The sequence below is a fragment of the Shewanella sp. KT0246 genome, assembly GCF_019654955.1.
GTDB classification, from domain to species: domain Bacteria; phylum Pseudomonadota; class Gammaproteobacteria; order Enterobacterales; family Shewanellaceae; genus Shewanella; species Shewanella goraebulensis.
In genome coordinates, this window is record NZ_BPEV01000006.1 from 82,753 (window position 1) to 102,689 (window position 19,937).

General features: G+C 41.1%; 19 protein-coding genes. 8 read left to right on the forward strand and 11 right to left on the reverse strand.

Features of this window, described 5'->3' with window-relative positions:
* Position 1 precedes the first annotated feature (1 nt).
* Complete coding sequence (locus K5Q58_RS04505) at positions 2 to 2,164, reverse strand: heparinase II/III family protein (RefSeq protein ID WP_220752681.1); 2,163 nt, start codon at positions 2,162 to 2,164, stop codon at positions 2 to 4.
* A gap of 299 nt (positions 2,165 to 2,463) precedes the next feature.
* Here K5Q58_RS04505 and K5Q58_RS04510 point away from each other — a divergent pair, with 299 nt between their 5' ends.
* Genes K5Q58_RS04510 through K5Q58_RS04520 form a run of 3 tightly spaced genes read left to right on the forward strand, consistent with a single transcriptional unit; the run spans position 2,464 to position 4,420 of the window.
* Positions 2,464 to 2,799, forward strand: coding sequence for a cupin domain-containing protein (locus tag K5Q58_RS04510; RefSeq protein WP_153914153.1), 336 nt, complete (start codon positions 2,464 to 2,466; stop codon positions 2,797 to 2,799).
* A gap of 27 nt (positions 2,800 to 2,826) precedes the next feature.
* Positions 2,827 to 3,762: a sugar kinase gene (locus tag K5Q58_RS04515; protein WP_220752682.1), complete on the forward strand. Its 936-nt coding sequence runs from the start codon at positions 2,827 to 2,829 to the stop codon at positions 3,760 to 3,762.
* Positions 3,763 to 3,796: 34 nt separating this feature from the next.
* Complete coding sequence (locus K5Q58_RS04520; protein ID WP_220752683.1) at positions 3,797 to 4,420, forward strand: bifunctional 4-hydroxy-2-oxoglutarate aldolase/2-dehydro-3-deoxy-phosphogluconate aldolase; 624 nt, start codon at positions 3,797 to 3,799, stop codon at positions 4,418 to 4,420.
* A 303-nt stretch (positions 4,421 to 4,723) separates the two neighbouring features.
* Here the strand turns inward: K5Q58_RS04520 and K5Q58_RS04525 are convergent, their stop codons facing one another.
* Positions 4,724 to 6,118 (reverse strand): PhoH family protein, encoded by a 1,395-nt coding sequence (locus K5Q58_RS04525; RefSeq protein ID WP_220752684.1) that lies wholly within the window; start codon positions 6,116 to 6,118, stop codon positions 4,724 to 4,726.
* 345 nt (positions 6,119 to 6,463) lie between these two features.
* On the opposite strand from K5Q58_RS04525, the gene rapA reads away from it, so the two are divergent.
* A complete protein-coding gene (rapA, locus tag K5Q58_RS04530; protein WP_220752685.1) occupies positions 6,464 to 9,370 on the forward strand; it encodes an RNA polymerase-associated protein RapA in 2,907 nt (968 codons plus the stop codon).
* Between the two features lie 93 nt (positions 9,371 to 9,463).
* Positions 9,464 to 10,465 carry a DUF3530 family protein gene (locus tag K5Q58_RS04535; protein ID WP_220752686.1) on the forward strand — a complete coding sequence of 334 codons (1,002 nt, stop codon included), beginning with the start codon at positions 9,464 to 9,466 and terminating at the stop codon, positions 10,463 to 10,465.
* Positions 10,466 to 10,493: 28 nt separating this feature from the next.
* Here the strand turns inward: K5Q58_RS04535 and K5Q58_RS04540 are convergent, their stop codons facing one another.
* On the reverse strand, positions 10,494 to 10,994 hold the full coding sequence (locus K5Q58_RS04540; RefSeq protein WP_220752687.1) for a YqhA family protein: 501 nt from the start codon (positions 10,992 to 10,994) through the stop codon (positions 10,494 to 10,496).
* 165 nt (positions 10,995 to 11,159) lie between these two features.
* Positions 11,160 to 11,966: a crotonase/enoyl-CoA hydratase family protein gene (locus K5Q58_RS04545; protein WP_220752688.1), complete on the reverse strand. Its 807-nt coding sequence runs from the start codon at positions 11,964 to 11,966 to the stop codon at positions 11,160 to 11,162.
* A 375-nt stretch (positions 11,967 to 12,341) separates the two neighbouring features.
* On the opposite strand from K5Q58_RS04545, the gene K5Q58_RS04550 reads away from it, so the two are divergent.
* A complete protein-coding gene (locus tag K5Q58_RS04550) occupies positions 12,342 to 13,337 on the forward strand; it encodes a response regulator (RefSeq protein WP_220752689.1) in 996 nt (331 codons plus the stop codon).
* 60 nt (positions 13,338 to 13,397) lie between these two features.
* Entirely contained in the window at positions 13,398 to 14,357 is a 960-nt protein-coding gene (locus K5Q58_RS04555) for a sensor domain-containing diguanylate cyclase (RefSeq protein WP_220752690.1), read from the forward strand.
* Positions 14,358 to 14,455: 98 nt separating this feature from the next.
* Here K5Q58_RS04555 and rraB read toward each other — a convergent pair whose 3' ends face one another.
* The 6 genes from rraB to K5Q58_RS04585 all read right to left on the reverse strand — a co-directional run bounded on the left by rraB (position 14,456) and on the right by K5Q58_RS04585 (position 19,082).
* Entirely contained in the window at positions 14,456 to 14,854 is a 399-nt protein-coding gene (rraB, locus tag K5Q58_RS04560) for a ribonuclease E inhibitor RraB (RefSeq protein ID WP_220752691.1), read from the reverse strand.
* A 55-nt stretch (positions 14,855 to 14,909) separates the two neighbouring features.
* Positions 14,910 to 15,641, reverse strand: coding sequence for a 1-acylglycerol-3-phosphate O-acyltransferase (locus K5Q58_RS04565; RefSeq protein ID WP_220752692.1), 732 nt, complete (start codon positions 15,639 to 15,641; stop codon positions 14,910 to 14,912).
* Between the two features lie 203 nt (positions 15,642 to 15,844).
* Positions 15,845 to 16,618 (reverse strand): metal ABC transporter permease, encoded by a 774-nt coding sequence (locus tag K5Q58_RS04570; RefSeq protein ID WP_220752693.1) that lies wholly within the window; start codon positions 16,616 to 16,618, stop codon positions 15,845 to 15,847.
* Between the two features lie 3 nt (positions 16,619 to 16,621).
* Entirely contained in the window at positions 16,622 to 17,530 is a 909-nt protein-coding gene (locus K5Q58_RS04575; RefSeq protein ID WP_220752694.1) for a metal ABC transporter solute-binding protein, Zn/Mn family, read from the reverse strand.
* Entirely contained in the window at positions 17,514 to 18,722 is a 1,209-nt protein-coding gene (locus K5Q58_RS04580) for a hypothetical protein (protein ID WP_220752695.1), read from the reverse strand. The genes K5Q58_RS04575 and K5Q58_RS04580 overlap by 17 nt, the downstream gene beginning before the upstream one ends.
* Positions 18,723 to 18,842: 120 nt before the next feature.
* Positions 18,843 to 19,082 carry a DUF2946 family protein gene (locus tag K5Q58_RS04585; RefSeq protein WP_374758478.1) on the reverse strand — a complete coding sequence of 80 codons (240 nt, stop codon included), beginning with the start codon at positions 19,080 to 19,082 and terminating at the stop codon, positions 18,843 to 18,845.
* Positions 19,083 to 19,354: 272 nt separating this feature from the next.
* On the opposite strand from K5Q58_RS04585, the gene K5Q58_RS21085 reads away from it, so the two are divergent.
* On the forward strand, positions 19,355 to 19,480 hold the full coding sequence (locus K5Q58_RS21085; protein ID WP_259651232.1) for a hypothetical protein: 126 nt from the start codon (positions 19,355 to 19,357) through the stop codon (positions 19,478 to 19,480).
* Positions 19,481 to 19,518: 38 nt separating this feature from the next.
* On the opposite strand, the gene K5Q58_RS04590 is transcribed toward K5Q58_RS21085, so the two are convergent.
* Positions 19,519 to 19,830, reverse strand: a complete 312-nt coding sequence (locus tag K5Q58_RS04590; RefSeq protein ID WP_259651233.1) for a hypothetical protein — start codon at positions 19,828 to 19,830, stop codon at positions 19,519 to 19,521.
* Between the last annotated feature and the right edge of the window lie 107 nt (positions 19,831 to 19,937).

Here is a 19,937-nt window from a genome sequence, read left to right on the forward strand (position 1 = left end):
CTTACTTCTCCTGCGCTGTAGCTGAGATTGCTGTACTTGAAACAGCATAGAAGCCTGTCCAAGTATAAGTTTGACCGTTAAAGTCAATATGATGTTCAGTGCTGTTAGTCGCATCCGCTTGGTTGCTTATCATCACTGTTACCACAGTGTTAGCCGTTTCAATTTCGACGACTGATCCCACTTCGTTGTGACCAATCACCTTAATGTTTTTAACTTGACCACGCGCATTAACTGACTGCTCAAACTCTTCATTAAAATAGCCATGCGTTTCTAACACTGAGGCGAATAAAGTATTGCCGCCTTTGCTACGAAGCGTGAATGCTGGCTCGCTACGTAAATTAAAGCTTGGGTCGTTAGCACCTGTACGGGTAAAGATAACTTCATCATTATCGTTAGAGCTTGTGCCTAACCAAGTGTAGTAATTGTTATTTTGCAGCCAGCTCACTAATGCAGTGTCATTCACTTTACCGTCTGCCACATGCCATAAATGTTGGTAACCATCTTTGTCACCTAAAGTATCGAGTTCTTTATGGGTGGTGTAATCAAAGTTGGTACGAATAATTTGGCCGTCGTATTGGTGCGAGTAATCGTACTGGTGCTCACCTTCGCCATTTAAGCGGTAAAGGTCTAACAGTAATGGCGCTTCTAACTCTTCGATGTTTAGCATAAACACACTGCGCTGCATGGTGAATCCATCGTAATGGTCATTAGCAAAAGCACTCATTCCTTTAATGCTGTCACTGTCGACTGCGAAAAAGTGAGGAATACCATGCACGCCATCAGCACGGGCTACATCAAAGTAGTTTTGGCAGGTTTCATCAATCGTCACTAAGTTATGTGCGATAGTTTGACGAGCATATGATTTGTTTTCATCTAAGTAACGACCGCCAAATTTTGGCTCTACGTTCACCCAGCGTCCAAAGCCATATTCACGTAATACTTCTTGGCCACGGTTAAAGTAAGTAATACCCAAAGTATCGAAGTTACCATGACCCATACCGTGTTGACCGTAGTTCATCACCAGTTGGAATACGTCTTGTTTTTTATCCTGCATACGGATAAAACCTTGTGCACCACTTTGGCCTTCAGGGCCTTCATTAAGCTCAACACTTGGCCAAAATGGCATGCCAATTTCACGTTTTTCACTGGCTTTTTCAAATGCTTGCGATAAGGCTAAACCACATGGGTGCATCCATACTGCATCTTGAATTTTTGCCATGCCTAGTAAGTTGTCATCTAAGCCGTAGTGTTTGCTGTAAACACTGACTGCGACTTGCACGCCCATATCGGTAATACCCATAGTGCGAGAAGCATCATTCAATGCAGGGAATTCACCATTAGGATAAGCAGTAGATAATAGCGCTTGAACGGTATTGCCAATAACGCCATCTTTGTATTTATAGATATCAACTTCTGGCATGTGACGATGCAAGACTTCAGCAAACACACACGTTGGACGAATGGCATATCGGTGGTAGTACGGGCCTTCCATGTAATAACCCGACGGGGCAAATAACTGTGATATTTGCGCAAGGAAACCGCCAGTATCATCACGGTCTAAACCATAAACAGCGTGCTCTAAATACTCACGTTTACCAATGGCTAAGCCACATATGCCCACTGCGGCTACCGCCCATATGCCATGATTATGAATGCGGTCAAAATCATGGGCATATTTAACAGTGAACATATCTAGCATAGGTTCAAAAATTCGCGCTTTAATGCGTTCTTGTTGTGCTTCGCTCATTTGTGAAGCCACACAAGAATAGGCAATACTGGTGTAAAACAACCAGCAATGCTCGTTCAAAATTTGATGGAATAAACGCCCTGTTGGGTTGGTATTTTTTTGAACGTGGAAATCAAATGTCAGGTACTTATCTGCATACTGCTCTAATACAGCAATAACAAAGTCTGCATACTTCTGCTCTTTAGTGATCAGAAATAATCGACTCGCTAAATTCATATAGGTGTAATTTTGCTTATGGCGATTATGCTCATATCCGCCCGCTTCACCATGCCCTGGTATATCAATTGGCAGTTGCATAAATGCATCGACATCTTTCTTGTTAGCCGCAATGGTTTTGCCCATCAGGCTTGAACGACCGACTTCTTTACTTAACAGTGAAATCTCGGCTTCAGTTAGCAATATAGGTTGCGTTGCCATAAGTTTAGTCACCTTTTAACAGTCATGAAATTTAAGAGCTAGACATAAAGTAATACAATATGCGTTATTGTTGTATCTAATCCTATCAAAAAAATGAACTTGATCACATTCGCAACCACTAGCCCAACATTCAAGGTATACAACGTTTTACAGATGAATATCTGACTTTTCAGTCGATAAATAATACTTGATTTAGCTCACACAAATAAAAACATATTGTATTACAAATCAAAAGTAAGCATTATGATAAACAAATATTGATGATAAGCAATGTTTTTAACACCCTTTGGAGCAACAAGATGAACGTATTTTTTAAAGCTGATGAACATCCATGGGAAGTCATTGAAGAAGGGATCAAGAGAAAGATTGTTGGTTTTACCGATGATCTAATGGTTGTTCATGTGTGTTTTGATAAAGGTGCTGTTGGCACTCCCCACACTCATGAAATCCACGATCAAATTGGCTATGTTGTTCAAGGTAAATTTGAAGCACAAATAAACGGCGAAAAACAAATTTTGAATCCTGGCGATGCGTTCATTGCGCGTAAGCACTTTGAACATGGTGCCGTAGCTTTAGAACAAGACAGTGTACTGGTCGATGTATTCTCGCCTTCTAGAGAAGACTTTCTTAAGTAACAGATAATCCTAAATAGGCACTTGAATATGAAAAATCAAAAAATTGCGATAATTGGCGAATGCATGGTTGAGCTAAGGCCATCAGGCGAGATGCTAACGCAAAACTTTGGTGGAGACACATTAAATACCGCACTGTATTTAGCGCGACTAACCCAAGATGCCGATTTAGAGACCTATTATGTTACGGCATTAGGCCATGACCCTTTCAGCAGTTCAATGAAATCAACTTGGCAAGCCGAAGGGATCAATACCGAGCATGTTTTACATGTCGAAGGTAAGCAGCCAGGTTTGTATTACATTGAGACTGATGATAATGGCGAGCGCTCATTCTTTTACTGGCGAAATGAAGCTGCCGCCAAGTATTTATTTGAACAAGCTGACAGTAATCAACTCGCGAAATCACTACTGAAGTTTGATGCCATTTATTTAAGTGGTATTTCAATAGCGATTCTGACCCCAGAAAGCCTTGCCGTATTATTCAATGTATTGAAACAGTTCAAACAAAAAGGCGGCAAAGTCATTTTTGACAATAATTACCGTCCGCAATTATGGCAAGACAAGTCCCAAGCTATAGCAAGCTATAAAACCATGTTGGAATTTACCGATATTGCATGTTTAACCTTTGAGGACGAACAAGCGTTATACGGTGATACCGATATTGAGCAATGTATTTCGCGCACTCAAGCACTTGGTGCCACTGAGATCGTAGTCAAACTTGGTAGTGAACCTTGTTTAGTCATAACCCCAGATGAACGTATCAGCGTAGCAGCCACTTTAGTAGACAAAGTGGTTGATACTACCGCAGCTGGTGATTCTTTTAGCGCAGGTTATCTAGCTAAAAGACTGACGGGCGGCAGCACTGAAGCTGCAGCAAAAGCCGGACATTTACTAGCAGGAACCGTCATTCAGCATGCAGGCGCAATTATTAGCCCGCAAGCTATGCCTAAGTTAGGTCTAAGTTAAGCCTTTTGAATTCAAGTAATAAGTGAGAAGTATTGTGCCAACATTAAATGAAAAGTTATCTCAATTAAAAGTCATTCCAGTTATCGCGATTGAAAAAGCGGATGATGCAATTCCACTAGGTAAAGCATTAGTTGAAAACGGCATGAATTGCGCTGAAGTGACCTACAGAACAGCTTGTGCCTCACAAGCGATTCGTAATATGCGTGAAGCCTTTCCTGATATGTTGATTGGTGCTGGTACTATTCTAACTACTGAACAAGTGGATGATGCTATCGATTCGGGCGTAGATTTTATTGTTAGCCCTGGATTTAATCCAAAAATTGTTCAGTACTGTTTAGATAAAAACATTCCAATTATTCCTGGAGTTAATAACCCAAGCTTAGTTGAGCAAGCTATGGAGATGGGCTTAAAAACAGTTAAGTTCTTCCCAGCTGAACCATCTGGCGGCATTCCAATGCTAAAGGCGTTAACTGCCGTATATCCAGTATCGTTTATGCCAACAGGCGGCGTGAGCTTAGCCAATGTTGATAAGTACCTTGCTATTCCTGCGGTACTGGCTTGTGGTGGCACTTGGATGTTACCGCCAAAAATGATTGCTGATGGTCAATGGGATGAAATTGGTCGCTTAGTTAAAGAAGCAGTGGCTCACGTCGCTTAATCACTGATGATTCAGTGCGATAAACGTTAATGCTGATGTAAAAATTAACAACAAAAAAAAGCTGTTTGATCAGCACTTGCCTTAAATCATCAGTAGGCAACTCAACACTGACCGTTCTTGATGCATGCTCGGACGTCAGTGTTTTTTTGTGCCTGTAATACCAACTCACGATTATTGTTTAAACCCTGATTCAAAAGCGATAAAAAAGCCACCTACAAGCTAGATGGCTTAATACTGAAGCGACTATAGATTCATATCATCAGTCTTCGAGACTGTGGTTTATCCTTATGCTTAGAACTAAGACTATAAATGCTCCTCAGCAAACTCAGCCAAGCGTGAACGAACTACTCCATTAAGATAAATATTAGCGCTACCGTCAAAATCTTTAAAACGCTCAACAATATAAGTGAGTCCTGAGGTTACTGCCGTTAAGTAAGTGGAGTCAATCTGGGATAAATTGCCGCAACAAACTAACTTCGTCCCCTCCCCCATACGCGTAATCATGGTTTTTATTTGAGATGCCGTAAGATTTTGGCATTCATCTAAAATCACCACCGAGTTTTGTATAGAGCGTCCGCGCATAAAGTTTATCGACTTAAACTGCACATTGGCCTTTTCCATGATGTAATTCATGCTGCCTTGAGGGTTTACATCGTTTTTATGTAGTACCTCTAGCGTATCGGTAATTGCAGCCAACCATGGTGCCATTTTCTCTTCTTCGGTGCCGGGTAAAAAACCTATGGATTCGGCAATTTCAGGGGTATTACGGGTCACAATGACCTTTTCGTATTGCTTCTTCTCAACCACTAACTCAAGTGCTGCAGCCATCGCGATTAAGGTTTTACCACAACCTGCTGGACCTGTGAGAATTACCAAGTCGATTTCAGGGTCAAGTAAGGCATTTAACGCCATACCTTGATAGATATTTTTCGGTTTAATTCCCCAAGCTTGCAAGTGCTCTAAGCGATCACGGCCATAATCAATAATATTAAGGTGTGTTTCAGTGCGACTAGCAACCTTACCGCAAAACTCGGTATCTTCATCAATCAAATACTGGTTTTTGTAAAAAGGCTCGTTACCCACTTCATCAATATTCACTTGGTGAACGGTTTTACCACCAACACGATCGGTTGAGACTTTATCGACATTGCCCCAAAAATCACCGTCGAACTGATAAAAACCTTTGGCAAGAAAGCGAATGTCATCAATTAACTGATCGGTGCGATAGTCTTCCACCCTCTCAATACCTGCACCTTTCGCTTTAAGACGCATATTAATGTCTTTAGTAACGAGTACAACCTGCCTTGGATGATGTAATTTTTGGAGGTGAAGTGCGGTATTAATGATGCGGTTATCGTTGTTATCACCGGGTAAGGTGCCAGTTGTAAAGTCGATTTGATGGTCTGGAAAAATGGATAAGCTGCCTGAAACGTCTAAATGGCCTTCGCGGCTGGGGAGTGAAACACCGTTAAGAATTTGTTCTGGTGAAGTTTTCCCTCCGAGAATATCTTCTAACGCCCTAATGGCGACTCGCGCGTCACGACTAATGTCGTGCTTTCTGTCCTTAATATTGTCTAACTCTTCTAACACTGTCATTGGGATGATTACGTCATGTTCCTTAAACGAATATATCGCTAAAGGTTCATGCAGTAACACATTGGTATCCAGTACAAACAACTTTCTGTCGTTATGTTCCATGGCGCCTCCAGAGTGCTCAATGCATAGGGGTAACTAAGGGATTAATCCAATTTAAACTCCTGATATTAAATACATAATAAACTTACAACGATAGATAATCTCCATCAGTGCACAATTAAACTATGCCAGCAAATTTACTAACTCTCAATAGTTAATCGGATGTATACAGGGTCAGTTTAGGGGGGTAAAGATGTCATTGAGATGACAATAATGTGTCAAATTCAGCTCTAGCTAAATAAAATTGCCCATCATGAATATTTAAATCGCTGCTAGAATTTAAATCTAGTAGCGTTTGTTATAACATACGCGCCCTTTGTATATATCTGTTCCGAATGAGAGTAAAAAATGCCGTTTGCTTTAGGTCAACGTTGGATTAGTGATACCGAGTCAGAACTTGGTTTAGGTACCGTAGTCGCAGTCGAAGGACGCATGGTTACAGTACTGTTTGCTGCCGCTGATGAAAACCGTCTGTTTTCACGCGATGAAGCTCCATTAACTCGTGTTATTTTTAATCCAGGTGACTCAATTGAAAGCCATGAAGGCTGGAAACTTACCGTCAATGAAGTCGAAGAAAAAGATGGTTTAGTGACCTATATCGGCATTCACAGTGAAACAAATGAAAGTGTTCGTTTACGTGAAACCTTGTTGAACCACAATATTCGTTTTAATAAGCCACAAGACCGCTTATTTGCAGGCCAAATTGACCGTTTAGAACGTTTTGGTATTCGCTATCAAAGCCAGCTTTTACGCCATAAATTAGCCACCTCTGATTTACTGGGTCAGCAAGGTCCTCGTGTCGGTTTAATCCCGCACCAGCAGTGGATTGCTCACGAAGTCGGTCGTCGTTATGCTCCACGTGTTTTACTGGCCGATGAAGTTGGTTTGGGTAAAACCATTGAAGCAGGTTTGATTATTCACCAGCAACTACTTACTGGCCGCGCTGAGCGTATTTTAGTGATTGTGCCTGACACATTACGCCATCAGTGGTTGGTCGAAATGCTACGCCGCTTTAACTTAAAGTTTTCAATCTTTGATGAAGACCGCTGTGTTGAAGCTTACGCCGATAATGACAACCCGTTTTATACAGAACAATTAGTCATTTGTTCGCTTGAGCTATTACGTAAAAAACGTCGTTTAGAACAAGCTATCGATGCTGATTGGGACTTAATGGTGGTTGATGAAGCCCATCACCTTGAGTGGAGCGAAACTGCCCCAAGTCGCGCTTATCAAATCGTTGAAGCCTTAAGTGAAGAAGTGCCAGGTGTCTTACTATTAACCGCGACCCCAGATCAGCTCGGCCATCAAAGTCACTTTGCCCGTTTACGTTTACTCGACCCTGATCGTTTCTACGATTACGAAGCATTTCTTGAAGAAGAGAAAAGCTACCAAAGTGTGGCTGAAGCCGCAGAAGCGCTTACCGCCAACACTAAACTAGCTGATAGTGCCATAAATAGCTTAACTGAGCTTCTTAGCGAAAAAGACATTATGCCTAGCATCAATGTAATTCAAGCTGAAGATGTTGCTGATGACGTTAAACAGACCGCTCGCGAAGAGTTATTGCAAGAATTACTCGACCGTCATGGTACGGGCCGTATTTTGTATCGTAATAGCCGCGCATCTGTCAGTGGTTTCCCGCAAAGGTTCTTTAACCCACATCCATTAGCGATGCCGCAGGAGTATGTTACTGCTGAGCGTGTTAATGCCATGATGGGCTCTAAAAAGTCACCTCAAGATCAAGCCAAGCAATCACTGAGTCCTGAAAAGCTATACCAAGCGTTTGAAAGTGACAGTGCCAGTTGGTGGAAGTTTGATCCGCGCGTTGATTGGTTAATCGATTTCTTAAAAGAACATCGCAGCAAAAAAGTGCTGATTATTGCTAGCCAAGCCGAAACAGCTTTAAGCCTTGAAGAAGCTTTGCGTACTCGTGAAGGTATTCAAGCAACCGTATTCCATGAAGGCATGTCCATTATCGAACGTGACAAAGCCGGTGCTTATTTTGCTCAAGAAGAAGGCGGCGCTCAGGCATTAATTTGTTCTGAAATTGGATCTGAAGGTCGTAACTTCCAGTTTGCCAGTCACCTTGTGTTATTCGATTTGCCATTAAACCCAGACTTACTGGAACAACGCATCGGTCGCTTAGACCGTATCGGTCAGCAAAATGATATTCAAATTCACCTGCCTTACTTAAAGGACACGGCGCAAGAGCGTTTAATGAATTGGTATCACCAAGGTCTAAATTCATTCGAACTCACTTGTCCAAGTGGGCATGTGCTTTACTCAGAATTTGCTGATGAGTTAACTGCAGTGCTTAATGATTCTGACCCAGAATTAATGACACAATTGCTTAATCACACTCAAAGCCGTTACCAAGAGCTTAAACAGGCGATGGAGCAAGGGCGTGATAAGTTACTAGAAATCAATTCTCATGGCGGCGAGCAGTCTAAAAAGTTAGTTGAGCGTTTAGCTGAGCGAGATTCAGATACTCACTTAATCGGCTCTGTTATCCGTTTATGGGACATTATCGGTGTAGATCAAGAAGATCGCGGTGAGAACTCAATCGTTTTACGCCCAAGTGAACACATGCTATTCCCATCTTACCCAGGGTTACCTGAAGATGGTGTGTCAGTGACCTTTGACCGTGAAACCGCTCTTTCTCGTGATGATATTGCTTTTATCTCTCAAGAGCATCCGTTGGTGCAAACTGCATTAGATTTAATCACTGACTCTGAAACTGGCACCACCAGTGTAGCTGTGCTTAAAAACAAAGCATTACCTGCTGGCACCTTGTTCTTAGAACTGATTTATATGGCAGATGTGACAGCCCCTAAATCATCGCAGCTATACCGTTATATGCCGCCAACACCTATTCGCGTGTTATTGGATAAAAATGGTTTAAACCTTGCCGACAAGGTCGACTATGCAAGCTTTGATAAACAACTTAGCGCTGTGAATCGTCATATTGCCAGTAAACTTGTTAACGCATCGCAGCCTATCTTGCATCCGTTGCTTGCCAAAGGTGAAGCACAAGCACAAGCGGCTTTAGCTGAATTAGTGACACAAGCACGTGAAAAAATGACCCTGCAACTCAATGGCGAATTATCACGTTTAGAAGCACTTAAAGCGGTTAACCCGAACATTCGCGACTCAGAGCTAGATTACATTCGTAATCAAATGGCGGAACTGAATGGCTATATTGATGACAGCCAATACCAGCTAGATGCTATTAGAATGGTATTAGTTAGCCACGTATAATACACTGCTAACACGAAGTAAAAAGCCCTGTACTTCTTATGCAGTACAGGGCTTTTTTGTATTTATCCTACAGGTTTTGTATAAGTTATCGCGATGAGACTAATTCGACTAACAAAGCTAATTCAGCTAACTGAGCTAGCTAAAATCACTAGGCAGCCTTTTCACTCTCAATCCAACACGTTGATTGTTATCGGCTTACTTATATTGCTGAGCTTAGTATCATTCAATGCCCACAGTTCAGCTTTAATTAGTAATCGTTTAATCAGTACAAGCTTAGTGAGTGTCAGCTTATTATCCGAAAGTATTTTTACCCCAATCAGTAACAGCGAAAAGCAACAAATAACCGTCCAAGATAAAACCATCGAAATATTAGTTAAACCATGGCAAGGTAAAAAACAGCGCGGCGCAGTCGTTGTCGTTGGACCTTCCGACACTCAAGCCAGTGGTCGAGGTTTTGTCCGTTATTTACGGCAAGAGATTCCAGCAAAAGGCTGGGCAAGTATCAGCTTAAAACCCACAGAAGGGTTATATCGTCCCAATTTTGCTACCTCTGTTGATCAAGTAACTAAAGCAGGTGAAAAACAAATTGCATTAGATCCTCACCAAGTGACTCCTAAATACAGTTCTAGTCAGCTTTTAGAATTGAGAAACTTTCAACAAAATATAATGAACGAGTGCTTAGCCGAGCTGGATGATATTGGTGCACAATTCCCAGGAAAACGCATTTTAATCGCAACTGACGATAGTGCAGGAATGGTGGTTAACCTTCTTCACCAAGACAAGCTAGCTAAACCTGATTTGCTGGTAGTGATTAACCCTTACCGAGAATTCGAACAATTAGTTGATGAACAAAGCCGTGACTTGTCCATTGCTATGCAGTTAAAGGAACTCGATATTCCAGTTTTGGATTTACAGTCAGCGAATGCCAACCAAGTGTCAATTTCTGAAGCTAAAGACCGAAAGCAGCAAAATGAAATCAAGTCGAGTCAACTTTACCGTCAATACATTATGCAGTTAGATCTGAATAATCTAGGGGGCTGGGAAGAAGCAATGGAATATATTGAAGGATTTGCCCGTAAAATTGTTGGCCGCTAGTGCAGCCAACATCTCACTTCGGTGGTTTTTACTCTTTTTTATCTTTGCTCAGCATCAGTGACAGTGCAACAAGTACCACAATGATACCCATATACAATAAATCTAACATCGACTCAGGCTTCATCTCAGTAAAGTAAGAAAAAACCTTTATAATCAACATCATCAATATCACTTTACCTAATTTACTTTTTAGGGAGTCGATACTGCTAATCACTAAAATTCGACCACCACTATTAGTGTCATTGGCATTTTTTAAATCACTAATAAATAGCTCGTAAAGGCCAAAAGCAAAAATCAGCATCACCGATCCCAGTAAGAAGGTATCCAATATCTCGACCACCACCATAATGATGTCATTGCGAATTTCATGACTGCCGCTAATGAGATAGTTCCAAAGTAACTCGAGTAAATGGACAACATCTTTTATGCCAACAGCAAAAATAACCAAAGCCCCGACAACACAGGCTACCACTCCAACGGTTACTGAAAGCCGGCTACTCCACAATAACTTCTCAAAAAAACCACGCATGTCTCTATCTCATAAAATATATAGGTATTAGCCATGATCTTAGCAAGGAATTATTGCACCAGCATAAATTCTTTAAACTCGCTAAATACTCAAAACATTAAAATATATCTATAGCGATTGAAGTTACCTCAAAATTGTAGTTTAAATCTTAAATCCTGAATCTAGCTACCAGCCTGACTGCCTATTTTGATAAGGTTTGTCAGATTTTTTGATTTCTCTATGCCCAGCAATACTACGATTTTTTCCCACAAGTAAGCGAATTTGGCTCAAAGATTCACGGCTTAATAAACTGCGTAACGTCCCCGACCAGTTATTGTTAATACTCAGCTTTACAGCGGCATTGGTATCAGGCGAACGTTGCATGAGCTTTTCGGCAAATAACAAGGCTTGCTGATGCGGGTTTTCATACACTTTGGTAACCAAACCAAACTCTAAGGCTTTATCGGCACTAATAATATCTGCGGTATACGTCAGCTGTAGCGCCTTATCTTTAGGCATGATTTGCCTTAACCCTGCAAGCCCCGCCATGTCAGGTAATAGTCCCCATTTAGATTCCATTATAGATAACTGCGCATCTTTACTCGCAAATCTAAAGTCTGCACCTAGGGCAATTTGTACCCCGCCGCCATAACAAAAACCTTCGATAACCGCGATAACAGGGATAGGCAATTTTTGCCAACCCAATGATACCCTTTGAGCCAAATTAGCATTACCTGGTAACCACTTAAATAATAATTTCAACGCTGGCATAATCGATTTAGACACACTTTTCACATCCAAACCTGAACTAAAATTACCTTCAGCACCCGATAAAATAACCACTTTTACTGATTTATTCTTATGTAGTTTGTTGATGGTTTTATCTATAGCCTGAAATAATTCAATATTTAATGCATTGTATTTATCAGGCCTATTTAACATGACATGGGCAATGCCATTTTCAACCTTTAACTCAACGAGTTTATTATCCATGGTTCATCCTTTACTGGTCAGTCCAGATTGCAAGTTATCACACATAGGCAATTTGGCGAATAGTTAACCATTATTAAATCCATAAAAAATTTAACCAAATCAAACAACAAAAAACACCACCCCCAAACAGATGTAACCACCACAACATAAAAAACTGCCATAAAAGATACAAAATAACGACAAACGCCAAAAAACTGTCGAATTTTAATGCTAATTGTCAGCAATAAGTTGTAAAATATTGTTTAATAAATGTAGGATGCACTAAAGTGACCATTTCAATAGCTAACTCACTGTTGCTTAATGAAATATGTTCGATTAATAAATTTGTCGACTACACTCAATAATAATAACCCTGTAAAAGGATCATCAGTCTCTATGACTATTCCTATTTTGATATGCGATGACTCAGGATTAGCCAGAAAGCAAATGGCCCGAACCTTGCCCAAAGAATGGGACGTTGATATCAGTTATGCCACCAATGGCGCTGAAGGACTCGAGGTTATTCGAGCAGGTAAAGGCGAGATAGTATTTCTCGACCTTAATATGCCTGTTATGGACGGTTATGAAGTATTAGAAGCCATTCAAAAAGAAGACTTACCCGCGCTGGTCATCGTGGTGTCTGGTGATATTCAAATTAAAGCCCATGAGCGAGTCAAAGCTCTAGGTGCACTCGACTTTATACAAAAGCCTGTTAGTGCAGAATCCATTAGTAATATCCTCGAAGAATACGGCATTCTCACATTAGCGTTGAAAGATGCAAGTAATGACACCCCAATGTTTGAAGTCGATTTACGTGATGCTTGCCAAGAAATAGCCAACGTTGCAATGGGACGAGCCGCAGACTTATTAGCGACTCTATTAGATGTGTTTGTCATGCTGCCTATCCCTAATGTTAACGTCCTCGAAGTGAGTGAGCTCACTATGGCGCTAAAAGCGACCGAAGAAAGCTCAAAAATATCAGCTTTATGCCAAGGCTTTATCGGTGCAGGAGTGGCTGGTGAAGCATTACTGTTATTCCATGATTCAAGCTTTGAAGACATGGCAAAACTAATGGGCCATAAAAACCCAAAAGATGCTAACAATGAAATTGAAGTGTTAATCGACACCGGTAATGTACTTATCGGCGCGTTTCTAAATGGTATTTCTGAGCAACTAGACATGAAGTTTAGCCAAGGGCACCCTGTGGTTTTAGGGCGTCACTGCACAGTTAATGAACTCATTCATGATAACTCTGAAAAATGGCAGCGCACCTTAGCAATGGAGATCAATTACCAAATTGAAAACCATGATGTTCAGTGTGATTTATTACTGCTATTTACTGAAGACTCAATACCAACGCTTAATTTTAAGCTGGGTTACTTACTCGATTAATCACACTTATTAGCGAAAATTCGCAAATAATTAAAATAATAAAAATGTTGGATGTTACTCATGTCTACTGATCAAAATGCAATGAACGAACTTCACTGGCTGATTGATATGGTGCAAACCATAGAAGTTGGGCTGGTCGTATTAGATCGTAATTACAACATCCAACTATGGAACGGGTTCATGGAAAACCACAGTGGTGTGTCGCCTAACACCATTAAGGGTAAAAACCTGTTTGAAACCTTTCCTGATTTACCTAATGAGTGGCTTACCCAAAAAATGGAGTCGGTTTTCTTACTTAGAAACCGCTCATTCATCAGCTGGGAACAACGGCCCAATGTGTTCGAGTTTAAAAACTATCGTCCAATTACTGGCCGTGCAGATCACATGTACCAAAACATCACTTTGCTGCCACTGGCTTCGCTCACTGGCAATATTACACATATCAGCATCATTGTTTATGACGTCACAGATGTCGCCATCAACAAACTCCAACTAAAAGCTGCTAATGAGCAATTAGAAAAGCTCAGCCAAACCGATAGCCTGACTCAACTGTTCAATCGTCGCCACTGGCAAGAGTGCTTTGAGAAAGAGTACGAACGCTTTGCGCGTTATGGGGAAAGCGGCAGCATGATCATGATTGATATCGATAATTTCAAACAAGTTAATGATAAATACGGTCATCCAGCAGGCGATAAAGTGATTCAGAGTATTGCCCACATATTAAAGCAATCATTACGTGAAACCGACTTTGCTGGCCGTTATGGCGGTGAAGAGTTTGCGGTAGTGCTGACCAATACAAACGCTGACGAATCAAAATACTTTACTGAGCGCTTACGTAAAAAAATCGAAGCTTCTCAAGTGGTATACAAGAATCAAATAATTAAGGTGACGATTAGTATTGGAGTCAATGCCTTAACTGAGGACGTCAAAACAAGTTCGAGTTGGTTATCTGGTGCTGACAAGGCCTTGTACCTTTCAAAAGAGAATGGTCGTAACCAAACGTCGATATACAAAGATTAGTGCTAAACAATATGAAATGGCCCTGTGCAGAAATAAAAAGCCCACTCATATGAGTGGGCTTTTTATTATCTTTTGAGATGAGGTGCTAAGAGAGTCGCTTAAAACTCCTCTTCTTCACCTTCTTCGTCATCAAGGTCTTCTTCATCACCGACAAAGAATGTCCCCCAACCGTCATAATCCACTTTTTGCTTTTGCGCTAAAATCATTAATTGCTCACAAGCTTTATCTAATAAGTCAGCTTCAAGCGCATGGTTAGCAATCGCATCAAAACAGAAAATAATTGAGCCATCTTCGAGCTCCATTTCTTCGGCATCATTCACTTCAAAACCAAGTTTAAATGCATCAACCGCCGCTTTTTCTAAACGGTCAAAATTAGTCGAAGAAAAGTGATGCTCAATAGTGTATTCGGCATCGGCTTGCGAACCATCATCAAGCAAAGCTTGAATAATTTCACGATTCTCAGCAAACTGCTCTTTTAATAGACCTTCAATAGACATGGAGTAACTCCGTTAACAAAATAATGCGGCTAATCGCTAATTATACGTGATAAATCTACTGAGGTTTAGCCATTAATGCCGATGCTTCTTGATTTAATTCCGCCAAACGTGCTGACATGGCTTCATGCACTTTTGCACAGAGCTTTTTAACATCCGCTTTATCAACATTTTCAGTAGACATTGGTGCCATCATTTCCACAATCACCACACCGTTATTCCAACGATTTAATTTAATGTGATTTTGACAAGAGGCCAGCACAGGAACAATAGATGCCTTGGCAGCAATAGCAGTATGAAAAGCGCCGACTTTAAAAGGTAATAAGCCACGCCCTCTAGAACGTGTTCCTTCAGGGAAAATCCACACTGAAAGTAACTTATTTTTCATTTTTTCAACGGTTTTAGCCATCGTATCAAAAGCACTATGGCGATTTTTACGGTCGATTAAAATATTACCCGACAGCCAATATATTTGCCCAAACAGCGGCATCCACGCCAAACTTTTCTTACCTAGGCTCACCGTTGCTTTAGGCACTGCAGATGTATGAGTAAACAAATCAAAGTTGTTTTGATGGTTAGCTAAATATATTTTTGGTTCTTTTTGAGTTTCTTCAGTGGCATGACGGGTGATCACCTTTATGCCAAGAATGGGTGCAACTGAAGAAAAAATTCTAGCGATAACATGGACATTATCACGATGCATAGGTCTAACAAGACAAAGAATTATTGCGAAAAAAAACGCCAGTGTTAATAACACTGCAAGAATAATTGAACGAGCAATTAACAGCACAAGCAGACTCCTGCGAAGAAAGTGGCGACAGTATAGCCAGCACAGTTGCTGGACTCAATGGTTTGTTTAATTTCAGTTTACATTTGTAAGCTTAAAATATTATACACTAGCCCAGATAAAAGAATGGTGCGTTAACATTAACGCACCATTAATTCTGTAACCTGGCCGCTCAACACGACACCACTACGCTTTGCAATAAGCCATTAATCAACCGCTTTAGACTGATTAAATGACAAAATTGTCCGCATAGTAATGGCACTGAAAGCTAACGCTGCCACAATGGCCGCACCGCTAGGCAGATCATAACTGGCCGAGAGTATAAGCCCTGCAAGGTATCCAACAAATCCAACCACATAAGCAAGAGCAAGTTGCCCTTTGCCTAAATACTTGTTCAATGCAAGCGCTGGCAATATCAAAGTACTAAAGACTAAATACACACCAACAAGCTCAACTGATAGTGTAATCACTATCGCGAACAAGAAGTAGAACCCAGAACCATCAAGTACTTGTGGTCTAAACACCACAAGTAGCAATATCGCAGCAGAGACTATGGCTGGCAACACAAGCTGAGACCAATTAACCCATAATATTTGACCCGACATTAATTGCTTTAATAACTCTGCTCCATGAGGATCATTTGACAGCAGCAGCATAGCTGCCACAGCACTAAGCACATAAAAGCAACCAATGATCGCTTCAAGCTCATCAGCAAAGCGTTTTGAAAGCCAAGCAATAAAGCCAGCTCCCGCTATAGCGAACAATGCTGGCATCCATACATGCGAGAAAGGTAACTCCTCAATGCTATGATCCATATGCGATACAATCGCGCCTAAAGCCGCCACTTGTGCTATCGCTAAATCGATGAAGATTATTCCGCGCTTGAGCACTTGACGGCCTAATACCACATGCGTAGACAGCACCAGTATCCCCGCAACAAATGCGGGGAACAGTATTGGAAGCAGCTCAAGATCTAGCATAAGCTATTTCACCTCAGTGAGTAACGTAAGCACGCTATCATAGAGGCTAAATAGATCCTTGCTATCATCATTACCGCCCACAGACATCGGTAACATCAACACAGGCAAATCAGTTCTTTCACCAAGCCAATTTGCTCCGCGCTCATCTTGATATGAAGTGTATAATATCGCCATCACATCACCTTCTTGGCTACGGCTAACAAGCTTAGCTAAATGGCTACTGCTAGGTGGGATCCCAGGTTTAGGTTCTAAATCAGCAACTTGCTCCATTCCTAGCCAGTTAAACAAGTAACGAAAGCTTGAGTGGTAAGCAATCACTTTCTTACCTTTAAGCCCTGCTGCTTTTTCTTCCCACAGAGGAATCGCTTTTTGCCACTTTTCAGTAAATGCAGCAAGGTTTGCTTGATAACTCGCCGCCGAATCGGGATCGAGTTGACTCATCTTGGCCGATAACGCACCTGCGACTTGCAAGAGTCTTCGAGGATCAAAATGCAAGTGTGGATTACCTTTAGCGTGCACATCCCCCATTGAGCGATCAACTTGCTCAAGTTGATCGAGTGTTTCAATGTGTTCTGCCGCATAAAACAAACCAGCATCTGTTGAACGCACCTTATTATTCGATGCTTTCATTTGCAGCATCGGCAGCCAACCTACTTCAAGGTCTGCACCAGCACAAACAACAAGGTCTGCTTGACGCATTTTGGCAATCAAGCTTGGTCTAGCTTGTACTTGATGCGGGTCTTGTAGAGCACTCGTCGCCGAATACACTTTCGCATCGGGTGCTAGCTCTTGTGCTAACGCAGCGTACTCAGGCTCACATGCAAACACATTTAATTTTGCATTTGCAGAGCCTGCCAAAAAGGCACTGCATAAAGCACCTATGGCGATAAGTTTCTTAGAATTGATGCGCACCGTGAGCTCCTAATGTCATAACATACTGAAGAGTGACGATGTTATCGTCTTCAAAACCATCAAAGTTGGTACCCTTCTGATTAGTATATTGTAGACGTACTGTTGAGAAGTGACTGTGATGCCACGCTAAACTAAGCTCGGTTTCTTTAAGCTTTTGCGCATCTAAATGATCGCCATGAGCTTCGAATGTATCAACTTCACCGTAACGTAAACCCGCTGACCAATTAGGAGAGAACTGGTAAACACTGCTTAAGTACCAACCTTCATGGTAGTCATTATTACTTTCTTCACCGTGAGCATCATGCTCTTCATGATCATGTTCCTCTTCAAATGAGAAGATATCATTCACACGGAAGTACTCACCGCTCACTGTTAAGTGTTGGTATTTATAGTTACCATTTGGAGCCCATTTGTAGACGAAGTCGGCGATGTAAGTGTTTTCACCCGTGTAGGATGCACTATGAGTATGACCTTCATGATCGTGGTCGTCATCAGTATGTTCTTCGTGCTCATCTTCGCCTTCTACAACACCTTGACCATTTGAGTTACGTAAGTAGCTTAAGCCCACCTGCCATGAACTTGATAAGCCAATATCACCACCAAATTTAGTGAAAGCTGAATAAACACCTACCGTGTCGAAATCGCGCTCGCCATGCTCATCTTCGGCGCGCATCTTGTCACCTTTGAACGCTTCAACACCCATTGTCCAATATAGATCAGTTGGCGCAACATAAGTTAAACGCACACCGTCATCAAAATAATGGCCACCCATAAAGGCACGGTAAGCACCGGGACGGTCTACGAATGCATCTGTGTGTAAATGCTGGTTATTTAAGTAACCCACATCAGATAAGAAACGACCTGCACGAATACCTAAACCAGCTGGTAGACCCATGGTTTGAATAAAGGCTTCTTCAAGTTCAATTTCAGTTTCGCCATCGTGGCTTTCTAATATTGCGGTCACTTTACCGTAAAACATGTCATCTATATTGGCACTGATGGCCAGTTCAGTTTCACCTAAACCAAATCCTTCTTCACGGCCGCCTAAGCCACGATCGCCAGATTGATAAAAACCATCAAGCACAGCACTGATATTAGGGTTAGTTAAACTTGAATCTTCTGCAATCGCATGTGATGAAACGATAGCGCACGCAGCGGCAACCAATGAAAGGCGTTTGTTTAAATAAGACATTTTATCTCCAAAATACAACAAGTATTCGGCTATCCATTTTGATAGTCGAATCAATTGCTCACACGTAAACCAATAAACGGCCGTGTTTAATGAGCATAATAATTATTAAAAATATGTTGATTAGGAGAAAACAGGAGGGGCGCGACTGTGATAAACGACCTGATGTACGCTGTATGAAACAACAATAAACTCAACTTCAGACTCAAAGGTTTGTTTAGCTACTGCAAGTTTGAATTCAGTACTAGGAAGTGTTTTATTTAACTGATGTTGATGAAAGCATAAAGTACAGTGTGTACTTGCCCCTTCATCATGATGGCTTGAGTCATGTGCAGATACCGCAAACGACAAAAGCACCAGCATGGCTGAAAGCCAAACTGCTATTCCTTGTCTTATTCGCGTCGAATTAATCAATGCACACATCTCAATTAGTTTTAAAAATCGTGCTTATATTAAAAAATATTTAAAAAAAAGCAACCAATAGAATGTTACAAATCACTTTTTACAAAAATTTGTGACTTACAATAGCAACTTAAGCCGAACAAGATTATGCTATTTAAGATTAGCTTAAGCTGAAAAAGCTAAAATATTAGCCATATATAGCAACTTATACAGCCTAAATAGAGGATTTAACTATGATGAATTTGCTCAAAGACAACATCGGTATTATTTTAACCATGGTGATCATTGGTGTTGTTGTACTTGGCGGTATTTATTACGTTGAAGCAGCTTTAGAAAACCAAGTACAAGTTGTTGACTAATATTCAATTGATGGGTCTGTTATTTAAGCCCTTTTGATTTAAGCATCTTCCTCAGGTGCTTCTATCACAAGAAGATGATCCATCAAATGCGTTACCCCTGTTAATATCAGCGATAGCATAATCACAGGGGTAATGATATTAGCAAGTCCTGCCACAAAATATCCTGTAATAGCTGCAATCAAAGCCGTATAAAACCCTATCACTTTTAGCACTGTTAATATTCCGTGGCGCCCTAACCATGCCTGACAGTGGTAACACTGTATATGCGCAGAAAACCCTTTGCCACGAGTTCCTGTAATTTTAGTCACTGAAATGGGTTTGTGACAATGAGCGCATTGCAAAACAGCCATATTAAATCTACCGAAAAATAAAAAGTGCGTAAGTCTAGCAAATTATCGTCAAACTTCCCGCAATAACTTATCATTAGATTTCTACTATATTGACAGGAAGTTTTACC